Below are 20,272 nucleotides of genomic sequence, written 5' to 3'. Positions count from 1 at the left end.
GCCCGCTCCCACAGTCAACCGCGTTCCTCCATGGGAATACGGTCGAATGTGGGAGCGGGCTTGCTCGCGAAGAGGGTGTGACAGTCAGTCAAGAAGCTGGATTGAAAACCCAGATCAGAGGGTGCCGAAGACTTTCTTCGCCAAACTGGTCGCCGCAGCCGCCGGGTTCTGGCGAATGGTGGCTTCCTGCTTGCCGATCATCTCGAACAACCCGTCCAGCGCCTGCTCGGTCACGTAGTTTTCGATGTTGGAGCTTTTGGCGTCCAGCACGCCGAAGGTCGCGGCCTGGCCGGCGAAAGCATTGTATTTCTGCGCCAGGCCGACCTTGTCGGTGGCTTGCTTGACGATCGGCAGGAACTTGGCGCGGATCTGCTCGCGGCTGCTCTTGTTCAAGTATTGCGTGGCGGAGTCTTGGCCGCCGCTGAGAATGCCCTTGGCATCGTCCACGCTCATGTTCTTCACGGCATTGACCAGGATCGGCTGGGCCTGGACCACCGCAGCTTCGGCGGCCTGGTTCATGCTGGTTTCCAGTTGATCGACCTGATCACCCATGCCGAAGGCTTTCATCTTGCTGGCGACTTTGCCCAGCTTGCCTGGCAGTTCGATCTTCACATCCGGGTTGTTGCTGAAGCCGCCGGGGGTACCCAGTTGCTTGACCGCTACCTGCGCGCCTTGGGTCAAGGCGTCCTTGAGACCGCCCGTGGCGTCTTTTTGCGACAGGTCGCCCAGGGACAGGGCCATGGCATTGGCGCAGATCAGCAGGCCTGCGCACAGGCCGGTGAAACGGAGGGTTGAGCGAAGCATGATGGCGTCCTTGAAAAAGTTGGAAAAAGGAATCAGCGTGCGGCGTTGACGCGGATCTTCAACGGCTGCGGATCCTTGCCATCGAGTTGCACGGCGTGTTGTTCAGTGGTGATGAACATCAACTGGCCGTCCACTTCGATGCGGGCGCTCACGGCATAACGATGGCCGGGCTTGACCTGGGCTGGATCATAACTGAGGTGGAACGGCAGCGGGACCTGGCCTTTGATCGGGCCGCTCTGCTCATCGAGCACCACCGCCGGGGCGTCGGCCAGGGAGACGTCCTGCAGGCTCACGCTCAAGGTAGCATTGGGCGGCAGGGCGATGCGTTGCAGATAGAACACTTCGCCATCGAGGCTCGCGACGGAGGCGGCGGGTGGCGTTGCTGATTGGCATGCGGCCAGTAAGGAAAAGAATGCGAGCAGAACGAGTTTTTTCATTTGGAAGTTCCTTTTTGCTTTGACCTGGCAACGTGTGGGCGCCAAAGCGAATCTGGAGCATCGAGAGGTAAAAATCCAGCCGAAGCGTCACCGCCCAGACGATTCTTCCACCCCTCGATGGGTGAAACTCAAACGCCAAACACGTTGCCTATTCTTGATAGGTGGGTTTATGGAGCATAGGTATTAAACCGAAGACATCAGTATCTCGATCGCCTTAAAGTAATTGCCGCGAGGGTCGACGGTATGATCCATTTTAGTGGTAAAGCGCAGTTCCCCTTCCGTTTCGATACGCGCCCTGACCACATAGGTATGATTTTCGATGACAGCCGATTTCGGCACTCGGAGTTCGAAGGCCAGGCCTGCGGTTTCGGCGTTGTTAATCACGCAAGTCGCAACGGTTTCAGCCGGCGCGTCGGCGACACTGATGTCTTCAAGGGACGCATAGAGAGTCGAGTTGGGAGCCAGGCCGATTTTTTCCAGGTAGTGGGCGATGCAAGAAAGGTAGTAGTGGTTCATCGTAATGTCCTTATATTAAGTTTTTTGCCGTCAGTGGCGCTGGATGACACCAGCAACATGCTGGCGTCGAAGAGATTGGAGGCGCTGCCTCATATCCAATTGAACGTTGCGGACTCAGGAACCAAACGAGAGTGGCTGAGTGTTTTCGGTGTTCGACACGGGCGCAAGGGTCAGATTGACATCAACTTCCTGATCACCACCATTCCAGATGAAGGTGTGTGGGGTATCAAGAAATACTGGGGTCGGGCCATTGATTTGCACGTTCAGCGAAAACTCTTCCCCTTTGGTGGCAACATCGCCATCAACGGTCAGGCTGACGATCCATGGCATTTTAGGTATTTGGTTGGAGCCACTGCCACCGGAGGTATGCGGTGTTGTGAAGCTGATGTGAGTACCACCGCTTTCAGGCAGTTCATAGCCGTCAGGCAGGTGAATGGATGCTGTAATGGTGTGTAGGCTCATGCTGAATTCCTTTTCAGTACGTCGACATTGACGTGAGCCCATCCTAGAGGCCTGCTCAAGAGTTCTCTGTAGGTCTTTTCTTCGTTTGACGTCGCTTTAGCCGCTCGGCAGCGTCGGAATACTCGCTGGCTGCCCGATCAAACTCACCGGAACTGTTCCATGTTCCTCGGTGAGTGATCGACAACCTTCAGCTGTCGGGGCTGATGGCGACGTCCGCGGCATCTTCACTGCGATGCAGCGCCACCTGGCGGATCGACAGGCGAATTTCCGCTGGCAGCACCCGCTTGGCCGCGCCTTCGGCCAGTTCGCCCAGCAGCTCGTGGTAGCTGAGCTTGCCGGTCTCGTCGCGGCGCAGCACATCGAGGTCGAGCATGGTCTGGATGAAGTGGCGGAACAGGCTCTTGTCGAAGAACTCCGGCGCATTCAGGCCATGCAGGATCGACAGGCGCTGGGCCATGACGGTGCAGAGGTCTTCCAGTTCTTCGGCGCTGATGGTGTTCTGGCCGCTGTTGAGCAGCAGCGAGACGGTCATGTAGAAGCGCTGCAAGGTCTGGGCGATGCTTTTTGACAGCAGGGTCAGCAGCACGAAGTGCCGCGAACTCGGCGCCGGGCGCAGGTACAGGTCATTTTCGAAACGCAGCAGGCCCTGTTCGACGAACGCTTCGAGCCACTGGTCGACCACGCCATCCAGTTCTTCCAGCGACCAGCGAATGAACAGCTCCGATTGCAGGTATGGGTACAACGCATGGGTGTAGCGCAGGATCTGCTCGCGGCTCATGCGCGAGCTGCTCTGGAAGAAGCTCGCCAGCAACGCCGGCAGGGCGAAGATGTGCAGGACGTTGTTGCGGTAGTAGGTCATCAGTACCGCGTTCTGCTCATCCAGGTACAGAATCTTGCCCAGGGCATCGCTCTGTTCCGACAGCAGGTCCATGCCTTTTACATGTTCGATCAGCGCCCGGCCATCGCCTTCGGGCAGGGTGGTGTGGGGCGAGTACGGGACCTTGCGCAGCAACGCCAGGTACAGGTCGAGCACCCGGGCCATGGCGCGGTCGTCCAGGGCCAGGCGGCTGGTGGACAGCAGCGCCAGGGCGACGAGGTTGACCGGGTTGATCGCCGCGGCTTCGTTCAGGTGCCGGGCCACGCGCTCGCCCAAGCGGTGGGTGGTCGCGTTGAGCCAGGCCGGTTTGAATTGCGGGCCCAGTTCCTGTTGGCGCCAATCCGGCTGTTCGGCGTCGAGGAATTCCGTCAGCTTGATCGGTTCGCCGAAGTTCACCGCCACCTGGCCGAAGCGTTGCTTGAGGGCGCCGATGACCTTGAAGATGTCGAAGATCGATTCTTTTTTCTTACTGGCCCCGCGCAGTTCGCCCAGGTAGGTGCGGCCTTCCAGTACGCGCTCATAACCGATGTAGACCGGCACGAACACGATGGGCATGCGCGAGGAACGCAGGAAGCTGCGCAGGGTGATGGCGAGCATGCCGGTCTTGGGTTGCAGCATGCGCCCGGTGCGCGAACGCCCGCCCTCGACGAAGTACTCCACCGGAAAGCCTTTGGTGAACAGCGTGTGCAGGTATTCGTTGAACACGGCGGTGTAGAGCGGGTTGCCCTTGAAGGTGCGGCGCATGAAGAACGCCCCGCCACGGCGCAGCAGGCCGCCGATCACTGGCATGTTGAGGTTGATGCCGGCGGCGATGTGCGGCGGCGTCAGGCCGTTGCGAAACAGCAGGTACGACAGCAGCAGGTAGTCGATATGGCTGCGGTGGCACGGCACGTAGATGACTTCGTGGCCTTGGGCGACCTTCTGCACGCCTTCGATGTGGTTGACCTTGATGCCGTCGTAGATCTTGTTCCAGAACCAGCTCAGCACCACTTCCAGGAAACGGATCGCGGTGTAGGTATAGTCCGAGGCGATCTCGTTGCCGTAGCGCAGGGCCTGGGCCTTGGCTTTTTCGGCGGAGATCTTTTCCCGCTCGGCTTGCTCGGCAATCGCCTGCTTGACCAGCGGCTGGTTCAACAGGCCCTTGACCAGGTTGCGTCGGTGGGAGATGTCGGGGCCGATGACCGCTGCTTTCAGATTGCGGAAGTGCACCCGCAGGATCCGCTGGGCCATGCGCACGGTACGCTCGTGGCCCTTGTCGTGTTCGATCAGCTCGCGCAGGTGGATCGGCGCGGAGAACTGCACGCGGGTCTTGCGCCCCAGGATCATGATGCTCAACAGGCGACGCAGGCGCCCGGTGACGGCCCAACTGTCGGCGAACAACAGTTTCCAGGGGCTGGATTCGCTGTCGGGCGACTGCCCCCAGAACACGCTGACCGGGATGATCTGGGCGTCTTCGGCGGCATTGTGGGTCAGGGCGTTGACCAGCCGCGTCAGGGTAGGCGGCGCACCGCGCTTGTCCTGGCGGCCGATCCAGTCCGGCGCTGGCGTCAGGTAGAAAAACGCCGCCGGCTCCAGCAGGTTGCCCACCGAGACCGGCAGCACCGGACGGGGCAGGCCGGCCTTGGTGCATTCGGTGTCGAGCACCGCCAGGTCAGTGAGCGAAGGATCTTGCAGGACGTAGAACACCGGACGACTGCGGTCGAGGTTGAGGGTGAAGGACGACTGGTTGATCGTCTCGGAGCGAACCCAGAGATACAACAGTCGGCGCAGGGTGCCAAACACAAGACGGCGGAACGGGGAGCGGGTCATACGGCTTCTGCATGAGTGAATGGGATGGGGCGGGCGCCAGTGTGCCGGATTCGCCGAAAATCGGCAAAAAAGCACCGAAGTAAAGTCAGTTGAGAGTTTTTGTGTCTGTCATATACTCGGCCAGTGACTGCCATGGCCTCCCTTATGGACGGCTGGACGGCAGCTAACGTTCGTACGGCTTTCCCTCGAAAAGCCGACTTAAAAATAAGAAGTGGGAGTGAGCATCATGGCAGCACGGGAAACCGGCAGTGTGAAGTGGTTCAACGACGCGAAGGGCTACGGCTTCATCCAGCGTGAAGGCGGGGCGGATGTGTTCGTGCATTACCGCGCCATCCGCGGTGAAGGCCACCGTTCACTGAGCGAAGGCCAGCAGGTCGAGTACGCGGTGGTGGAAGGGCAGAAAGGCTTGCAGGCTGAGGATGTGGTGGGGTTGTAACCCCACTCTTGAAGCCATAGTAGATGCCCTGTGGGAGCAAAGCTTGCTCGCGATAGCGCCCGGTCGGCTTGCACCAATGTTGAATGTACTTCAGCCATCGCGAGCAAGCTTTGCTCCCACAGTGCTCCCACCTTTGGAGCTAGGCTGCACCTGAGACTGGCGTCACGCCGTCTTCCAGGTAATCTCTTCTTCCCCATCGGCGCTGATGCGAATCCAGCGATCCGCCGATTCCTCGCCTTCTTCCTCGACCCATGACCCAGGCGCGCAGCGCACTTCGACGTTCAGTGCGGCGAAGGCGGCGCGGGCGCAGGCGATGTCGTCTTCCCACGGGGTCTGGTCACTTTCCAGGTACAGGCTGTTCCATTTGCCCACGGCCTTGGGCAGCCAGGTCACTGGGATATTGCCGGCCTTGCACTTGTAGGTCTGGCCTTTCTGCACCCAGTCGCTGCACGGGCCCAGGGCCTGGCCGAGCCAGGTGGCGATAGCCTTGTGGTCGACGTCGGCGTCTTTGAGGTAAATCTCGATATCGGGTTGGCGCATGGATGTCCTCGCTGCGGTCTTGAAAAATCCATTCGCGGATTTAACGGGGCCCGAGCGGTTGCCCGGGACCGGAATCAAAAGGTTATTGAAGAACGAAATAATCGTAGCGCATCGACACCGTGACCTGGAACGGCTCGGCCTGCTCGATCACGCTGGCCCGGCGTTCGGCACTGGCGCGCCAGCCGTGGGGCGTCATGGCCAGCAGGTTGGCGCGGTCCTGGCCACTGTCGAGGGTCAGCTTGAATTCGAGGGTTTCGCTGTGATCCAGCACCATGCCCGGCGGCACCAGGGCCAGGTGCTTGTCGTCGGTGTATTCGCGCACTTCGTCGTACAGGCGCTCGCGCAATTCCATCAGGTGGCCGGCGGTGGGGCCGACTTTCATCAGGCCGCCGCCGGGGCTGAGCAAGCGCTTGGCCTCCTGCCAGTCCAGCGGACTGAACACGCTGGCCAGGAACTGGCAGCAGCCGTCCGCCAGCGGCACCCGGGCCATGCTGGCGATCAACCAGGTCAGCTGCGGGTTGCGTTTGCAGGCGCGCTTGACCGCCTCGCGGGAAATGTCCAAGGCATAGCCATCGGCCTGGGGCAACGCCTCGGCGATCTGCGCGGTGTAGTAGCCCTCGCCACAGCCAATGTCCAGCCAACGCCCAGGCGCGCGTTCGGCGGCCAGTTCGGCCAGGCGCCGGGCGACCGGGGCATAGTGCCCGGCGTTGAGGAAGTCGCGGCGGGCTTCGACCATCGCCTGGTTGTCGCCGGGGTCGCGGCTGTTCTTGTGCTGCACCGGCAGCAGGTTCAGGTAACCCTGCCGCGCGCGGTCGAAGCGGTGGCCGGCCGGGCACACGACACCGTTGTCCACCGCGTTCAGCGGTTCACTGCAGATCGGGCAGGCGAGCATCAGGCGAGCAACTTGATCAGCGTCTTGTAGTAGATCTCGGTCAGCACATCGAGATCGGCGGCCAGCACGCGTTCGTTGACCTGGTGGATGGTCGCGTTGACCGGCCCCAGTTCCACCACTTGCGTGCCCATGGTGGCGATGAAGCGACCGTCGGACGTGCCGCCGCTGGTGGACGCCTGGGTCTCGCGCCCGGTGACGTCCTTGATGCTCGACGATACGGCGTCGAGCAGCGCACCGGGTTCGGTGAGGAACGGCAGGCCGGACAGCGCCCAGTCGATGTGCCAATCCAGCTGATGCTTGTCGAGGATATCGGCAACGCGCTGTTGCAGGCCTTCGACGGTGGATTCAGTGGAAAAGCGGAAGTTGAACACCGCCACCAGGTCACCGGGGATCACGTTGGTCGCGCCGGTGCCGGAATTGAGGTTGGAGATCTGGAAACTGGTCGGCGGGAAGAAGTCGTTGCCATGGTCCCAATGCTCGTCGGCCAGTTCGGCCAAGGCGGGCGCGGCCAGGTGGATCGGGTTCTTCGCCAGGTGTGGATAAGCCACGTGGCCTTGCTTGCCGCGCACGGTCAACTTCGCGCCGAGGGACCCGCGTCGGCCATTCTTGACCACATCGCCCACCAGCGTGGTGCTCGACGGCTCGCCGACGATGCACCAGTCCAGTCGCTCCTGGCGGGCCTTGAGGCGCTCGATCACAGCTTTGGTGCCGTGGTGGGCCGGGCCTTCTTCGTCGCTGGTGATCAGGAAGGTCAGCGAACCCTTGTGGTCCGGGTAGTCGGCGACGAACCGTTCGGCCGCCACGACCATCGCCGCCAGGCTGCCTTTCATGTCCGCCGCGCCACGGCCGCAGAGCATGCCCTGTTCGTCGATGACCGCATCGAACGGGTCGAGCTGCCAGGCCTGCACCGGACCGGTCGGCACCACGTCGGTGTGCCCGGCGAAGCACAGCACCGGACCGTCATGCTTGCCATGGCTGGCCCAGAAGTTATCCACATCCTCGATGCGCATCGGCTCGAGCGTAAAGCCCGCGTTGCCCAGGCGCTGCATCATCAGTTTCTGGCAATCGGCATCCACCGGCGTCACGGACGGACGGCGGATCAGGTCGCAGGCGAGTTGCAGGGTCGGCGAGAGGTCGGCGTGGGCCGTCATGGAAAACTCCGGAAAGCTGGAAAGGAGATCACAGTCCATGTGGGAGCGGGCTTGCTCGCGAAGGCGTCATCACTGACGCTAAAAGCTTCGCGAGCAAGCCCGCTCCCACAGGTCCTGAGTTCGACCGTTGGATTGTATTCGGTCGAGGCTTACAAAATGGCGGTTATCTTATAGCAAAACGACCACCATGGGCCCCTGGCGCGGGACCGGTGGAACACAAAAACTGTGGGAGATTCTATGTTGCAGGGCAACCCTGCAACATAGGCTTTGGCTGGTACTCGCTCTGATTTTTCATCAAGGCAAATGCCACCCGGCAGAGCTTGCGAGCAAGCACCACCAATGCCTGGGTTTTTGAGAAGCCTCTGACCAGGTACGACTCATAAAACGGTTTCCATCTAGGCGAGCGACATGCCGTCATTGCAGCGATATGAGCTAAGCGGCGTATTTCTGGATCCCCCTTTTTGCTCAGGTACCGGGGACCATTCTTTTTTCCAGAATCATCGACCCGCAGGTCCATCCCTAAAAACGCGATAAATGCATCGCTGTCCGCAAAATCACCTCGCATAAAACTCGTCGCCAACCCAGTTGCGACCAGCTCACCAACGCCTTCGATGGCTTTGCAGCGGTCGATATTCGCCTCAATCCCCGACTCTTTGCTGACTTTTTGTAGCAACTTCTGGATGGCCTGAATCGCCTCTTTGAACGCTTTTTGCTGAGCAATCAGCGCTTTTTTTAACAAGGGTTCGTCGGCCCAGCTCAACATAAGACCAGCGTGATTCTTGACCAGCGTCGCGCGCCGATGAAGCAGGCTTTTTAATGTCGTGTAGGCCTTCGGTGGCGGGTTCCAGAGCCGCAGCTCGTGCTGTTCATTGGTCAAATACCGCGCCAGCAGACGGGCATCACAAGGATCGTTCTTAGCTCTTTGGCCGATGCCGCGACGATAGTTGCTCACCCGGTAAGCATCCACGACATAGACCTGATGACCCATCGCGTGAGCCAGCTCGACGGTATCCAGGTGATAGATATTGGTGGCTTCAACGGCAAGAGCGCTTTGGGCGGGCAACGTTTTTAGCCAGCGCTTGAGGGCTGTTCGATCATTCTTGATAGTGTCGATGGTTTGCAGATCAGAGCGATAAACAACAATTTCGGCCTTGGCTATATCGATACCAACAACCGTCTGCGAGGTAAGGATTGTCATGACGAATCCTCGGAGCTAGGGTTTAGGTGCTTGTTGGGGTCTACCTTTGCGCTGGCTTGTCTCTATCGTCGGTTTACCGATGAATTCCTTATTGGCGCTTTGGGTAGAAAGGGCGGGACGAGAAGTCTCCCACGGTCCGTACTGGCTAGAGTCGGAATCGAGCTTTTAGTCCCGCCCACCCCTTCAAGTCTAAACATACAAGCGAGCCTGCTCGCGATAGCGGTGGATCAGCCGGCATTTATATTGACTGAACTGACGCTATCGCGAGCAGGCTCGCTCCCACAGAGGTTTTGCTTAAATTGCCGAGACAAAGCCCTATAATGCGCGCCGGTTTTTGGGGTAATGGTCATGAGTACAGAAGATCCACGGTTTGCCGGTATCGCCCGCTTGTATGGCATCGAAGGCTTGGAGCGCCTGCGGGCGGCCCATGTAGCGATTGTCGGCGTCGGCGGTGTTGGTTCCTGGGCGGCGGAAGCCATCGCCCGTTGCGGCGTGGGCGAGATCTCGCTGTTCGACCTGGACGATGTCTGCGTGAGCAACGCCAACCGCCAGTTGCACGCCCTGGACAGTACCGTCGGCAAGCCCAAGGTCGAGGTCATGGCCGAGCGGCTGCGTGGGATCAACCCCGACTGCACCGTGCACGCGGTGGCCGACTTTGTCACCCGCGACACCATGGCCGAGTACATCACGCCGAACATCGACTGTGTGATCGACTGCATCGACAGCGTCAACGCCAAGGCTGCGCTGATTGCCTGGTGCAAGCGCCGCAAGATCCAGATCATCACCACCGGCGGCGCGGGCGGGCAGATCGACCCGACGCTGATCCAGGTCTGCGACTTGAACCGTACGTTCAACGATCCGCTGGCCTCCAAGGTGCGCTCCACCTTGCGCCGCGACTACGGTTTCTCCCGCACCGTGACCCGCCACTACAGCGTGCCTTGCGTGTTCTCCACCGAACAACTGCGCTACCCGAAACCGGACGGCAGCATTTGCTTGCAGAAGAGTTTTGTCGGCGACGGTGTCAAGCTCGACTGCGCCGGTGGGTTCGGCGCGGTGATGATGGTCACGGCGACGTTCGGCATGGTCGCGGCGACCAAGGCTGTGGATAAGATCGTGGCGGGCGTGCGGCGGCCGGCGGACAGGGTCAAGCCCGAACAGTGACCGCTCTTGTGGCGAGGGGATTTATCCCCGCTGGGCTGCGAAGCGGCCCCCAAACCAGGCAACTCAGTATGCCAAGAGGATTGAGGTCACAGCTTTAGAGGGGCTGCTTCGCAGCCCAACGGGGATAAATCCCCTCGCCACAATTATTGCGTCAATTCGCGCATCCGCTGTAGCACCGCATTCAAGCCATTGCTACGCGACGGCGACAACTGCCGCGACAATCCCAACTGATTGAACCAGTCCGGCAAGTCCACCTGTTGTAGTTCAGCGGCGGACAAACCGTTGACCCGCGCCAGCAGCAACGCCACCAACCCACGGATCAACCGCGCATCACTGCTGGCACAAAACTGCCAGTGCCCGTCGTGCAACTGACCCACTAACCACACCTGACTTTCACAGCCGTGGACGAGGTTGGCCTCGCACTTGTCCTCGTCGCTCAGAGGCGGCAGGCGCTCGCCCCATTGCATCAGCAGCCGGGCGCGTTGTTCCCAGCCCGAGGCTTCCTGGAAAATCTGCAGCGCTGTGGCGGCCTCGGCGGGCAGGTTCATCGGAGCATCTCCAGGGCCTGGTCCAGGGCCTCGAAGAAACGTTCGAGATCGGCGGAGTCGTTGTACAGCGCCAGCGACACCCGAATCGCCCCGGACAGCTTCAAATGTTTGAATAGCGGCATCGCGCAGTGATGCCCGGCGCGCACGGCGATGCCTTGCTCGGTCAGCAGGTGCGCCAGGTCGGCGTTGTGGATGCCGTCGACCACGAAGCTGACCAGGGCCAGGCGCGGGTTGCCCACCAGGCGAACGCCGTTGCGGGCCAACAGGCCATGGAGCAGGTAGTCATGCAGCGCTGCCTCATGCTCAATGATCGCCTGCGGGTCGAGGTCGGACAGGTAATCCAGGGTCGCCCCCAGGCCGATCACGCTGGCAATCGGTGGCGTGCCCGCTTCGAAACCCAGCGGCGCGGGGCGGAAGCTGGCGCTGTGGTAATCGGCCTGTTGCACCATTTCGCCGCCGAACTGCCAATGGCGCAGGTTGCCGAGGGCTTCGGTACGGCCAAACAGCACGCCCAGGCCGTCGGGGCCGTAGAGCTTGTGGCTGGAAAATACGTAGAAGTCGCAGCCCAGCGCCGCCACGTCGTGGCGGCCATGGACCACACCTTGGGCGCCGTCGATCACCGTCAGTGCGCCCTGGGCCTTGGCCAGTGCCAGCAGGGCCGGCACCGGCTGCCAGGCGCCGAGCACATTGGATAACTGGCTCACCGCCAGCAAGCGCGTACGCGGGCCGATCCGTTCGGCGGCGGCGCCAGGGTCGATCACCCCGTCGGCATCCAGTGGCAGCACCACCAGGGTCAACGAACGGCGCTCGGCCAGTTGCTGCCACGGCAGCAGGTTGGCGTGGTGTTCCAGGGCGCTGATGACGATCTCGTCACCCGGGTTGAATAGATGCTCCAGCCCGTAGGCCAGTAGGTTCAGCGCCGAAGTGGCACCGTGGGTGAAGACCACTTGCCCGCAGTTTCCGGCATTGAGCCATTGCGAAACCTTGAGGCGGCTGTCCTCGAACGCCTGGGTGGCATGGGCGCCCGGCAAATGTTGCGCCCGGTGCACGTTGGCTGCGCCATTGGCGTAGTAATGCGTCAGGGCGTCCAACAGGGCTTGGGGTTTTTGCGTGGTGGCGGCGCTGTCCAGGTAGGTCTGGCCTTGCCGTTGCAGGGCGGCGATGGCCGGGAAATCGGCACGCCAGGGGGATTGGATCAACATGCTTTCGGGCCCTGCTGGAGGTACGCCGGCCCCTGTGAGGGCGGGCTTTTTTTTGTGGGAGCAAAGCTTGCTCGCGATGGCAGCGACACGGTTTACGGTGAGACCGCGTCATCGTTCATCGCGAGCAAGCTTTGCTCCCACAAAAAAAGCTCGCTCCCACAGGTGGGGTGTGAAGCGGCTTAGTTGTGGGCGTGCAGTGCTTCGTTCAGCTCGATGGCCGATTTATGCGTCTTGCATTCCACCGCGCCGGTCTCGGAATTGCGGCGGAACAACAGGTCGGGCTGGCCGGCCAGGTCGCGGGCCTTGACCACTTTGACCAGTTGGTTGTTTTCGTCCAGCAGCTTCACTTTGGTGCCAGCGGTCACGTACAGGCCCGACTCCACGGTGTTGCGGTCGCCCAGCGGGATGCCGATGCCGGCGTTGGCGCCGATCAGGCAGCCTTCGCCGACCTTGATCACGATGTTGCCGCCGCCCGACAGGGTGCCCATGGTCGAGCAACCGCCGCCCAGGTCCGAACCCTTGCCGACGAATACGCCCGCCGAAACACGGCCTTCGATCATGCCCGGGCCTTCGGTGCCGGCGTTGAAGTTGACGAAACCTTCGTGCATCACGGTGGTGCCTTCGCCCACGTAGGCGCCCAGGCGGACCCGCGCGGCATCGGCGATACGCACGCCGGCCGGGACCACGTAGTCGGTCATTTTCGGGAACTTGTCCACCGAGAACACTTCCAGCAACTCGCCACGCAGGCGGGCTTCGAGCTGGTGCTCGGCCAGTTCGCTCAAGTCGATCGCGCCCTGGCTGGTCCAGGCCACGTTCGGCAGCAGAGGGAAGATGCCGGCCAGGTTCAGGCCATGAGGCTTGACCAGGCGATGGGACAGCAGGTGCAGCTTGAGGTAAGCCTCAGGTGTGGAAGACAGTTGGGCGTCTTCGGCCAGCAGCGTGGCGACCAGCGGCTTGTGGCTTTCGGCCAGGCGGGTCAGCAGCGCGGCTTGCGCGGCATCGACGCCCTTGAGGGCTTCTGCCAGTTGCGAGGCCTGGGCGGTGGTGAAAGTGATGGCCTGGTTGCCTTCGCTGTAGCCAAGGATTGGCGCGATGGCTGCGACGATGTCAGCCGACGGGTTGAGCAGCGGCTGTGCGTAGAACACTTCAAGCCAGGCGCCTTGACGGTTTTGAGTGCCGACACCGAAGGCCAGGCTGAACAGGGTAGTGGACATGAAATTACCTCTACAAAATGGACTGGGCAGGCTTACTTGATCTCTGCCGCATAAATATCTGGCTTGAAGCCAATCAGGGTTCGGTCACCGAGGTCAAGCACCGGGCGCTTGATCATCGAGGGTTGGGCGAGCATCAGTTCGATGGCTTTCGGCTGGTCGAGATCGGCTTTGCGTTCGTCGTCGAGTTTGCGAAAGGTCGTACCGGCACGGTTCAACACCACTTGCCAGCCATGCTCGTTGCACCATTGGGTCAGGTGCTCACGGTCGATGCCAGCAGTTTTGTAATCGTGAAAGTCATAGCGCACCGCGTGCTCATCGAGCCAGGTACGCGCTTTTTTCATCGTATCGCAGGCTTTGATGCCGAAAAGCTGTAAGTGCTTGTTTTCCTTGGGCATGAATGCTCCCCCAAAACGTTCCCGGTATCGTCCTGAAAATCAGCGGACGATTATGCCACGTCGTTCCTTTCAGTGCCTTGACTGTCGCGACGGATCGGACAAGGCGGAACCGACAGGAAAGAGGTGACCACACAGCACGGGTAAACCCAGCACTTTTGCGTACAAGAGGCCCGCCCATGGATTCCATCTCTCTGACACTACCCCATCCACTGATGCATCAAACTGAAGAAACACTCCCGCCCCATTCAACGACATCGACCACCAGGACCGCCGCATCCGTCCCGATCGGCCCTGTCTCGGCTGAACAGGACCTGGCAAATCGCACTGGTGCAATCAAGGCCCAGCTCACCCGGGTATTCGAGCCGCACATAAACGGTGCCAATCGCGAGGCCTTCGAAGCATTGATCGACGATCGTTCGCGTACCTTGGCCAATGACGGGGAAACCGCGGAAAGCGTCGATGCCGTGCTGACTAAAGGCTCGCGGCTGGATCGCGCGTCCCATGACACTGTTGGATTCCTTCGTTCGGTTCCCTTCGGCGCGGCGTCCATCGCGCTGGACTTCGTTCCGGCGGTGACCGGCAATGGCTCGATTACCGCGCCGTTGGCGCTGTCGGCAATTGCCGGCCTGGTCAGCAGCGCCACCGACACGGTCGGCAATGGCCTGATCAAGCGCGCCACCAGCGACACCCAGTGGCTGGTGGCTGAAAATGCCGATCTGGAGCCGGTCATGCAGGAAGCCGCTCAGGCGGTGAAGCCGAGCCTGACGACCCAGGCTATCGAAGGCAGCCTGACTTTTCAGACCTTCTCCGCGCGAAACGTGTTGCGCACGGTCATCCAACCCGTCGTGACGAAGACCGTCGATGCGCAAACGGGCAGCAAGGTGGACTCGGTGATAGCTGCCATCGGCTCTCCGCTTTCAGGCATGGCCGCTTATGACCTGCAACATTCCATCGATAAATCCAAACACCGGGTTGGCCCGGAATACTTGCTGGGGCGTCAAGACTGGCACCAGCGTTACAAGGACCTCAAGAATTATGGCGTAGGGAGTGCAGCGATGGGCATTGCGAAGCGGGTCGGCAGCCTGCCGCTGGACGCGATGCGCGATGGCAGCAAATCGCTGCAAGCCTTGGTTACGCCGACAGGCTTGGTCAGTGGTCTCGGAGCGTTGGCCGGCGGTATTACTGCGATCGGCATGGCCCAGACCGCCGCTGTCAACGCCGCCAGGCGCGCCGGGATTTCGCCTGCGGGGGTTGCGGCGGCGGGCAAGGCGACGGTTACAGCCACGATGGCCCCGGTGCTCGCCGCCTGGGTGACCACGGCTGTGATGACCCAACCGTTGGCGGACAAGGCTTCTGCTGCGTTGGACAGGCTTTCCGCCGGTCCCGCGCATCCGGATGAGCTGGATGGAATGTTGCCCTTGGTCGAAAGGTCGACGGCCGAACATATCGGGGAAGACAGCGACAACGAGGGTGACAGCGTCGATTTTGTCTCGGCCCGCTCGACGCTCAGTGCTGCTGAGCGAGCTGTTTAGCGTCGGATAGTCGCCGGTCGCTCCTGCCGCATGGAGGTTAGGAGCGGCCAGGGGGCGGCTTCAATCGACACGCAACTGAGCGTGCTTGGCCCCGTCTGCGTGGCTGGGTCAACCCGAGGATGGACCCAGACTCTTGCCTGCGTTCACTGGTGACGGGGCGATCATGGTTGCCGGTAATAACGAATTCAAGCCAGCTTGATTCTTGAAACAGGGCTGCATGAGATCTGTTGAGCTTCTAAACCAATAAAATCAATGGGTTGTTCTATGGAGGCCGGTTTTATTTCTTTTTTTTCTGAGCAAGCGATCGTGGTCTGTCAGACGCGCCGAAGTTTCCGACAAGTTTTTAAGGTTGTCCGTCGGAAGTGGGGGCTCTAGCCTCTGGGTGTCGCTGCCAATTCAGCGGTCGGACGTGAGAATCCGAACATCTCTAGGAGCACGGGCTTCTGCACAATCAGTGCAGGGCTTCACATACTTCAGCTCTAGGGAGCAAGCAATTCGATGATCAAAGAGCCTAAAAATCCACCAAAACCTGCCTCCACTTTCCCCTATGGCGACTACGCCCCGGAAAAGCTGCAAGAGGCCGCTGACCGTGTGCTGGATCATTACCTCAAACCTGACGACAGCAAGTCAGAAGCCAAGCCCTCAGTACAGTTATTCACTGTGGCTGACGGTATCGACACCGAAGTGTTGCTGGCCAACCTCAGTGAAACCCTGGCTTCGGCCAATGCGATGCTCAATGACCTTGCCTTCGATCAGGACGGCTCGCGGCGACATGTCGCATTGGGAGTCGCCCAGATGATTGAGTTGGGGGTGTTGTTGGCGAACAAGTGCCTGGATCGGGTAGAGCTTCGGACTTGATGTAATAAGTGCCGGCCTCATCGCGAGCAAGCTTTGCTCCCACAGGATCTGGTATCGATCACAGGTTGTGTGAGCCACACAAATCCACTGTGGGAGCAAAGCTTGCTCGCGATAAATCGAAGGCAAACACAAAAATAACTGTGAAGCACTGAACCTGTGGCGAGGGGATAAATCCCCTCGCCACAACAGCCCCGATACAGCCATCAACCCCGACGCTGGATGAACGCGCGGATTCGCTCCGCCGCTTCCACGCATTCAGCCAATGGCGCAACCAGGGCCATGCGCACGCGCCCGGCGCCTGGGTTGACGCCGTCCACGTCGCGGGACAGGTAGGAGCCCGGCACGACCGTCACGTGCTCCTGTTCGAACAGGTCCCGGCAGAACGCCGCATCATCGCCCGCTACGTTCGGCCACAGGTAGAAGCTGCCATCGGGGCGTTGCACGTCGAGCACCGGGCTGAGGATTTCCAGCACGGCGTCGAATTTCTCGCGGTACAGCGCGCGGTTGGCGCGTACGTGCACTTCGTCGTTCCACGCCGCAATGCTCGCCAGTTGGGTCTGAACCGGCATCGCGCAGCCGTGGTAGGTGCGGTACAGCAGGAAGCCCTTGAGGATGTCGGCGTCGCCGGCCACGAAACCGGAGCGCAGGCCGGGCAGGTTGGAGCGTTTGGACAGGCTGTGGAACACCACGCAGCGCTTGAAATCCTTGCGACCGAGTTCGACACAGGCGCTGAGCAGCCCCGGCGGCGGGGTTTGTTCGTCGAAGTACAGTTCGCTGTAGCACTCGTCCGCAGCGATGACGAAGTCATGTTCGTCAGCCAGGGCGATGAGCTTCTTCAGCACGTCCACCGGAATCAATGCACCGGTCGGGTTGCCCGGGGAGCACAGGAACAGGATCTGGCAGCGTTTCCAGATGTCCGGCGATACCGCGTCGAAATCCGGGTTGAAGCCGTTCGCGTCCAGGCACGGCAGGTAGTGCGGCTTGGCCCCGGCCAGGAACGCGGCGCCTTCGTAGATCTGGTAGAACGGGTTCGGGCTGACCACCAGGGCGTCGTCGCCACGGTTGACCACGGTCTGGGTGAAGGCGAACAGGGCTTCACGGGTGCCATTGACCGGCAGCACATGGCGCGCCGGGTCCAGCCAGCCGTTTGGCACGTTGAAGCGGCGCTCGCACCAACCCGTGATGGCCTCACGCAACTCCGGGATGCCGAGGGTGGTCGGGTACACCGCCATCTTTTCCAGATTGCTGGCCAGGGCTTCAGCCACGAAGCTGGGCGAGCGATGCTTGGGTTCGCCGATGGACAGGGCGATCGGGCGTTTGTCCGGGTTGGGCGTGACGCTGCCAAGCAAGGCGCGGAGCTTTTCGAACGGGTAGGGCTGGAGCTGGTTCAGAGCGTTGTTCATCGAGGGCCTCTTTCAATGTGGGAGCGAGCCTGCTCGCGATAGCGGTGTGTCAGGAAACATCAATGCTGGATGTTCCGCCGCCATCGCGAGCAGGCTCGCTCCCACAGGGGAAATGTGTTCGTTCAGATATTGATGCGCATCAGGTTGGTATCAGGTTCCTGGTTGACGCTCAAATGCTGCACGATCGCTTCCTGCAGGCGGCTGCACAGCTGCGGATCGGACAGCGGGTGGTTATGCGCGTCGGTGATGAAGAAGACGTCTTCCACCCGTTCGCCGAGGGTGGCGATCTTGGCGTTTTGCAGCGACAGGTCGAACTCCAGGAAAATATGGCCGATCCGCGCCAGCAGGCCTGGGCGGTCCGGGGCGCTGAGTTCCAGCACGGTGACCTGGCGCTGGGCGTCGTTGTGGATCGTCACCTGGGGCGCGAAGGCGAAATGCTTGAGCTGGCGCGGCACCCGGCGCTGGATGATGGTCGGGTAGTCCGCCGGGTTGCGCAGGGCTTCGGTCAGGCCGTCGCGAATCTTCTTGACCCGCGCCGGGTTGTCGCCAATCGAGTCGCCGTCGGTGTCGAGCACGATGTAGGTGTCGAGGGTGAACTGGCTGCTCGAGGTGATGACCCGGGCGTCATGGATGTTGAGGTTGAGCTGGTCCATCGCCGCCACGGTCACGGCGAAGAAGTCGTGCTGGTCCGGGGCGTAGATGAAGATCTGCGTGCCGCCCTCGAACTCGCGCTGGGTGGTTTCCTTGATCAGCACCAGCGGCCCGGCATCGGCCGGTTGCTGGAGGATCGCGTCGCTGTGCCAGGCCACGTCGCCGGCGGTGTGGCGCAGGAAATAGTCATCGCCCAATTGCGACCAGAGCTGCTCGACATCGTCCGGATCGGTGCCGCCGCGTACCAGGATGTCCAGGGCCGCGCTTTGGGTTTGACGGATTTGTTCTTCGCGGTCCACCGGGTTTTCCAGGCCACGGCGCAACGCCCGCTTGGTCTCGGTGTAGAGCTGGCGCAACAGGCTGGCGCGCCAGGAATTCCACAGGCTCGGGTTGGTGGCGTTGATGTCGGCCACGGTCAGCACGTAGAGGTAATCCAGGCGTGTTTCATCGCCGACGATCTGGGCGAAGTCGTGGATCACCTGCGGGTCGGACAAGTCCTTGCGCTGGGCGGTGGTCGACATCATCAGGTGGTTCTGCACCAGCCAGACGATCAGCCGGCTGTCCCACAGGGGCAGTTGATGGCGCTGGCAGAACGCCTCGGCATCCACCGCACCAATCTCGGAATGATCGCCCTGGCGGCCCTTGCCGATGTCGTGATACAGCCCTGCCATGTAGATCAGTTCGGGCTTGGGCAACTTGGCCATGAGCTTGCTGGCCAGCGGGAATTTCTCCGACACCTGGGTGTATTGCAACTTACGCAGGTGCTTGATCAGGTTCAGGGTGTGGGCATCGACTGTATAGATGTGGAACAGGTCGTGTTGCATTTGCCCGACGATGAAACCGAACTCCGGCAGATAGCGCCCGAGGATCCCATAGCGATTCATGCGCCGCAGGTTGCGGTGCACGCCGATCCGGCATTTGAACAGCTCGATGAACAGGCTGGTGTTGCGGATGTCGTTACGGAAATCTTCATCGATCAGATGACGGTTTTCCCGCAGCAGGCGAATGGTGTCGGCGCGCACCCCCTTGATTTCCGGCTGCTGGGCCATGAGCACGAATATTTCGAGCATGGCGAACGGCGTGCGGCGGAACACATAGTCGTGACGCGCTTCGATGTAGCCGTCGTGCAGTTGGAAACGTGAGTTGATCGGCTGCGGCGGTTCTTCGTCCTCGGGGGCGAGGATGACTTCCTCGAAGTGCTGGATGATCAGTTCGCTGAGCTGGGCAATGCTCATCACCACGCGGTAGTACTGCTGCATGAAGTTTTCGATGGATTGCTTGGCATCCTGCCCTTCGAAACCCAACAGGCTGGCGATGGAGCGCTGGTGGTCGAACAGCAGGCGGTCCTCGGAGCGCCCGGCGAGCATGTGCAGGGCGTAGCGGACCTTCCACAGAAATTCCTGGGAGGAGGCCAGCAAGGCGTTTTCGCTTTCCACCAAAAAGCCTTCGCCGGCCAGGGCGCGCAGGTTCAGCGTCCCGTACTGGCGGCGGGCGACCCAGAGGATGGTCTGGATGTCCCGCAGCCCGCCGGGCGAGCCCTTGACGTTGGGCTCCAGGTTGTATTCGGTGTCGTTGTACTTGTGGTGGCGAGCCTTCTGCTCGGCGTGCTTGGCCAGGAAAAAGTCCTTGCTGGGCCACATGTGCGCCGTGCTGGTGACGTCGAGCATGCGCTGGCGCAGGTGCTCGGGGCCGGCGACGGTGCGGCTTTCCATCAGGTTGGTGATCACCGTCAGGTCGGCGCGGGCCTCGTCGGCGCACTCCTGCACCGAGCGCACGCTCTGGCCGACCTCCAGGCCGATGTCCCACAGCAGCGTCAGGAACCGCTCGATGGAGTCACGGAAAACTTCATGATCGGCGCTGTCCAGCAGGATCAGCAAGTCGATGTCGGAGTAGGGGTGCAGCTCGCCACGTCCATAGCCGCCCACCGCCACCAGGGCGATGTCGGCGTCTTCGCTCCAGTCGAACTGCTCCCAGGCCTTTTGCAGGATGTTATCGACGAACCAGGCGCGGTCCTCGATCAGCCGACGAATGTCCCGGCCATTGCGAAAGCGCTGGTCGAGCACTTCGTGGGCCTGGCGGATCGCCTTCTTGAACGCCGAGATGGGGCTTGCCTTCAGGGCCAGTTCAGCCTGGAACTGGCCGCGGTCGAAGAGTTCGGGATCCACCTGCGGCATTGAATGACTTTC

Annotated in this window: 19 protein-coding genes; 4 read left to right on the top strand and 15 right to left on the bottom strand. The window is 61.1% G+C overall.

Features of this window, described 5'->3' with window-relative positions; translation table 11 throughout:
- Positions 1–114 precede the first annotated feature (114 nt).
- From CFII68_RS19745 to plsB, 5 genes are all read right to left on the bottom strand, one after another.
- Positions 115–804 carry a DUF4197 domain-containing protein gene (locus CFII68_RS19745; protein ID WP_018603766.1) on the bottom strand — a complete coding sequence of 230 codons (690 nt, stop codon included), beginning with the start codon at positions 802–804 and terminating at the stop codon, positions 115–117.
- Positions 805–836: 32 nt separating this feature from the next.
- A complete protein-coding gene (locus CFII68_RS19750) occupies positions 837–1,241 on the bottom strand; it encodes a YbaY family lipoprotein (protein WP_018603764.1) in 405 nt (134 codons plus the stop codon).
- 183 nt (positions 1,242–1,424) lie between these two features.
- Positions 1,425–1,757, bottom strand: coding sequence for a YbaY family lipoprotein (locus CFII68_RS0125850; protein ID WP_018603762.1), 333 nt, complete (start codon positions 1,755–1,757; stop codon positions 1,425–1,427).
- Between the two features lie 114 nt (positions 1,758–1,871).
- Positions 1,872–2,219 carry a hypothetical protein gene (locus tag CFII68_RS19755; RefSeq protein ID WP_018603760.1) on the bottom strand — a complete coding sequence of 116 codons (348 nt, stop codon included), beginning with the start codon at positions 2,217–2,219 and terminating at the stop codon, positions 1,872–1,874.
- A gap of 187 nt (positions 2,220–2,406) precedes the next feature.
- Entirely contained in the window at positions 2,407–4,905 is a 2,499-nt protein-coding gene (plsB, locus tag CFII68_RS19760; protein WP_018603759.1) for a glycerol-3-phosphate 1-O-acyltransferase PlsB, read from the bottom strand.
- A 226-nt stretch (positions 4,906–5,131) separates the two neighbouring features.
- On the opposite strand from plsB, the gene CFII68_RS19765 reads away from it, so the two are divergent.
- Positions 5,132–5,341, top strand: a complete 210-nt coding sequence (locus CFII68_RS19765) for a cold-shock protein (RefSeq protein WP_018603757.1) — start codon at positions 5,132–5,134, stop codon at positions 5,339–5,341.
- Positions 5,342–5,503: 162 nt separating this feature from the next.
- On the opposite strand, the gene CFII68_RS19770 is transcribed toward CFII68_RS19765, so the two are convergent.
- The 4 genes from CFII68_RS19770 to CFII68_RS19785 form a co-directional block, all read right to left on the bottom strand.
- Positions 5,504–5,881, bottom strand: coding sequence for a hypothetical protein (locus tag CFII68_RS19770; RefSeq protein WP_018603755.1), 378 nt, complete (start codon positions 5,879–5,881; stop codon positions 5,504–5,506).
- 82 nt (positions 5,882–5,963) lie between these two features.
- Complete coding sequence (locus tag CFII68_RS19775) at positions 5,964–6,773, bottom strand: putative RNA methyltransferase (protein ID WP_014336779.1); 810 nt, start codon at positions 6,771–6,773, stop codon at positions 5,964–5,966.
- Positions 6,773–7,924: a succinyl-diaminopimelate desuccinylase gene (gene dapE, locus CFII68_RS19780; protein ID WP_018603753.1), complete on the bottom strand. Its 1,152-nt coding sequence runs from the start codon at positions 7,922–7,924 to the stop codon at positions 6,773–6,775. The genes CFII68_RS19775 and dapE overlap by 1 nt, the downstream gene beginning before the upstream one ends.
- Positions 7,925–8,159: 235 nt before the next feature.
- A complete protein-coding gene (locus CFII68_RS19785; RefSeq protein ID WP_018603751.1) occupies positions 8,160–9,122 on the bottom strand; it encodes an IS110 family transposase in 963 nt (320 codons plus the stop codon).
- A gap of 348 nt (positions 9,123–9,470) precedes the next feature.
- On the opposite strand from CFII68_RS19785, the gene tcdA reads away from it, so the two are divergent.
- The gene (tcdA, locus tag CFII68_RS19790; protein ID WP_018603749.1) at positions 9,471–10,283 is read left to right on the top strand and encodes a tRNA cyclic N6-threonylcarbamoyladenosine(37) synthase TcdA; all 813 of its coding nucleotides are present in this window, start codon (positions 9,471–9,473) and stop codon (positions 10,281–10,283) included.
- A 143-nt stretch (positions 10,284–10,426) separates the two neighbouring features.
- On the opposite strand, the gene CFII68_RS19795 is transcribed toward tcdA, so the two are convergent.
- From CFII68_RS19795 to CFII68_RS19810, 4 genes are all read right to left on the bottom strand, one after another.
- Positions 10,427–10,831 carry a SufE family protein gene (locus CFII68_RS19795; RefSeq protein ID WP_018603747.1) on the bottom strand — a complete coding sequence of 135 codons (405 nt, stop codon included), beginning with the start codon at positions 10,829–10,831 and terminating at the stop codon, positions 10,427–10,429.
- Positions 10,828–12,033 (bottom strand): aminotransferase class V-fold PLP-dependent enzyme, encoded by a 1,206-nt coding sequence (locus CFII68_RS19800; RefSeq protein WP_018603745.1) that lies wholly within the window; start codon positions 12,031–12,033, stop codon positions 10,828–10,830. The genes CFII68_RS19795 and CFII68_RS19800 overlap by 4 nt, the downstream gene beginning before the upstream one ends.
- 179 nt (positions 12,034–12,212) lie before the next feature.
- A complete protein-coding gene (gene dapD / locus CFII68_RS19805; RefSeq protein WP_003198211.1) occupies positions 12,213–13,247 on the bottom strand; it encodes a 2,3,4,5-tetrahydropyridine-2,6-dicarboxylate N-succinyltransferase in 1,035 nt (344 codons plus the stop codon).
- 32 nt (positions 13,248–13,279) lie between these two features.
- Positions 13,280–13,642: an ArsC family reductase gene (locus CFII68_RS19810; RefSeq protein WP_014336784.1), complete on the bottom strand. Its 363-nt coding sequence runs from the start codon at positions 13,640–13,642 to the stop codon at positions 13,280–13,282.
- Positions 13,643–13,818: 176 nt separating this feature from the next.
- Between CFII68_RS19810 and CFII68_RS19815 the strand changes: the two genes are divergently transcribed.
- Both CFII68_RS19815 and CFII68_RS19820 read left to right on the top strand, forming a co-directional pair.
- On the top strand, positions 13,819–15,174 hold the full coding sequence (locus CFII68_RS19815) for a hypothetical protein (RefSeq protein WP_018603739.1): 1,356 nt from the start codon (positions 13,819–13,821) through the stop codon (positions 15,172–15,174).
- Positions 15,175–15,672: 498 nt separating this feature from the next.
- A complete protein-coding gene (locus CFII68_RS19820; protein WP_018603737.1) occupies positions 15,673–16,032 on the top strand; it encodes a DUF6124 family protein in 360 nt (119 codons plus the stop codon).
- Positions 16,033–16,235: 203 nt separating this feature from the next.
- On the opposite strand, the gene dapC is transcribed toward CFII68_RS19820, so the two are convergent.
- Positions 16,236–17,435 carry a succinyldiaminopimelate transaminase gene (gene dapC / locus CFII68_RS19825; protein WP_018603735.1) on the bottom strand — a complete coding sequence of 400 codons (1,200 nt, stop codon included), beginning with the start codon at positions 17,433–17,435 and terminating at the stop codon, positions 16,236–16,238.
- 122 nt (positions 17,436–17,557) lie between these two features.
- The gene (locus tag CFII68_RS19830) at positions 17,558–20,260 is read right to left on the bottom strand and encodes a [protein-PII] uridylyltransferase (protein ID WP_018603734.1); all 2,703 of its coding nucleotides are present in this window, start codon (positions 20,258–20,260) and stop codon (positions 17,558–17,560) included.
- Positions 20,261–20,272 lie beyond the last annotated feature (12 nt).

The organism is Pseudomonas sp. CFII68, assembly GCF_000416195.1.
Lineage (GTDB): Bacteria > Pseudomonadota > Gammaproteobacteria > Pseudomonadales > Pseudomonadaceae > Aquipseudomonas > Aquipseudomonas kilonensis.
The sequence above is the reverse complement of the archived record's forward strand: the minus strand, read 5'-3'. Positions and strand labels throughout refer to the sequence as shown.

Excerpts from the sequence above, each read along its gene's own strand:
- CFII68_RS19745 (WP_018603766.1), bottom strand. The coding sequence starts at position 804 with ATGCTTCGCTCAACCCTCCGTTTCACCGGCCTGTGCGCAGGCCTGCTG.
- CFII68_RS19750 (WP_018603764.1), bottom strand. The coding sequence starts at position 1,241 with ATGAAAAAACTCGTTCTGCTCGCATTCTTTTCCTTACTGGCCGCATGC.
- CFII68_RS0125850 (WP_018603762.1), bottom strand. The coding sequence starts at position 1,757 with ATGAACCACTACTACCTTTCTTGCATCGCCCACTACCTGGAAAAAATC.
- CFII68_RS19755 (WP_018603760.1), bottom strand. The coding sequence starts at position 2,219 with ATGAGCCTACACACCATTACAGCATCCATTCACCTGCCTGACGGCTAT.
- plsB (WP_018603759.1), bottom strand. The coding sequence starts at position 4,905 with ATGACCCGCTCCCCGTTCCGCCGTCTTGTGTTTGGCACCCTGCGCCGA.
- CFII68_RS19765 (WP_018603757.1), top strand. The coding sequence starts at position 5,132 with ATGGCAGCACGGGAAACCGGCAGTGTGAAGTGGTTCAACGACGCGAAG.
- CFII68_RS19770 (WP_018603755.1), bottom strand. The coding sequence starts at position 5,881 with ATGCGCCAACCCGATATCGAGATTTACCTCAAAGACGCCGACGTCGAC.
- CFII68_RS19775 (WP_014336779.1), bottom strand. The coding sequence starts at position 6,773 with ATGCTCGCCTGCCCGATCTGCAGTGAACCGCTGAACGCGGTGGACAAC.
- dapE (WP_018603753.1), bottom strand. The coding sequence starts at position 7,924 with ATGACGGCCCACGCCGACCTCTCGCCGACCCTGCAACTCGCCTGCGAC.
- CFII68_RS19785 (WP_018603751.1), bottom strand. The coding sequence starts at position 9,122 with ATGACAATCCTTACCTCGCAGACGGTTGTTGGTATCGATATAGCCAAG.
- tcdA (WP_018603749.1), top strand. The coding sequence starts at position 9,471 with ATGAGTACAGAAGATCCACGGTTTGCCGGTATCGCCCGCTTGTATGGC.
- CFII68_RS19795 (WP_018603747.1), bottom strand. The coding sequence starts at position 10,831 with ATGAACCTGCCCGCCGAGGCCGCCACAGCGCTGCAGATTTTCCAGGAA.
- CFII68_RS19800 (WP_018603745.1), bottom strand. The coding sequence starts at position 12,033 with ATGTTGATCCAATCCCCCTGGCGTGCCGATTTCCCGGCCATCGCCGCC.
- dapD (WP_003198211.1), bottom strand. The coding sequence starts at position 13,247 with ATGTCCACTACCCTGTTCAGCCTGGCCTTCGGTGTCGGCACTCAAAAC.
- CFII68_RS19810 (WP_014336784.1), bottom strand. The coding sequence starts at position 13,642 with ATGCCCAAGGAAAACAAGCACTTACAGCTTTTCGGCATCAAAGCCTGC.
- CFII68_RS19815 (WP_018603739.1), top strand. The coding sequence starts at position 13,819 with ATGGATTCCATCTCTCTGACACTACCCCATCCACTGATGCATCAAACT.
- CFII68_RS19820 (WP_018603737.1), top strand. The coding sequence starts at position 15,673 with ATGATCAAAGAGCCTAAAAATCCACCAAAACCTGCCTCCACTTTCCCC.
- dapC (WP_018603735.1), bottom strand. The coding sequence starts at position 17,435 with ATGAACAACGCTCTGAACCAGCTCCAGCCCTACCCGTTCGAAAAGCTC.
- CFII68_RS19830 (WP_018603734.1), bottom strand. The coding sequence starts at position 20,260 with ATGCCGCAGGTGGATCCCGAACTCTTCGACCGCGGCCAGTTCCAGGCT.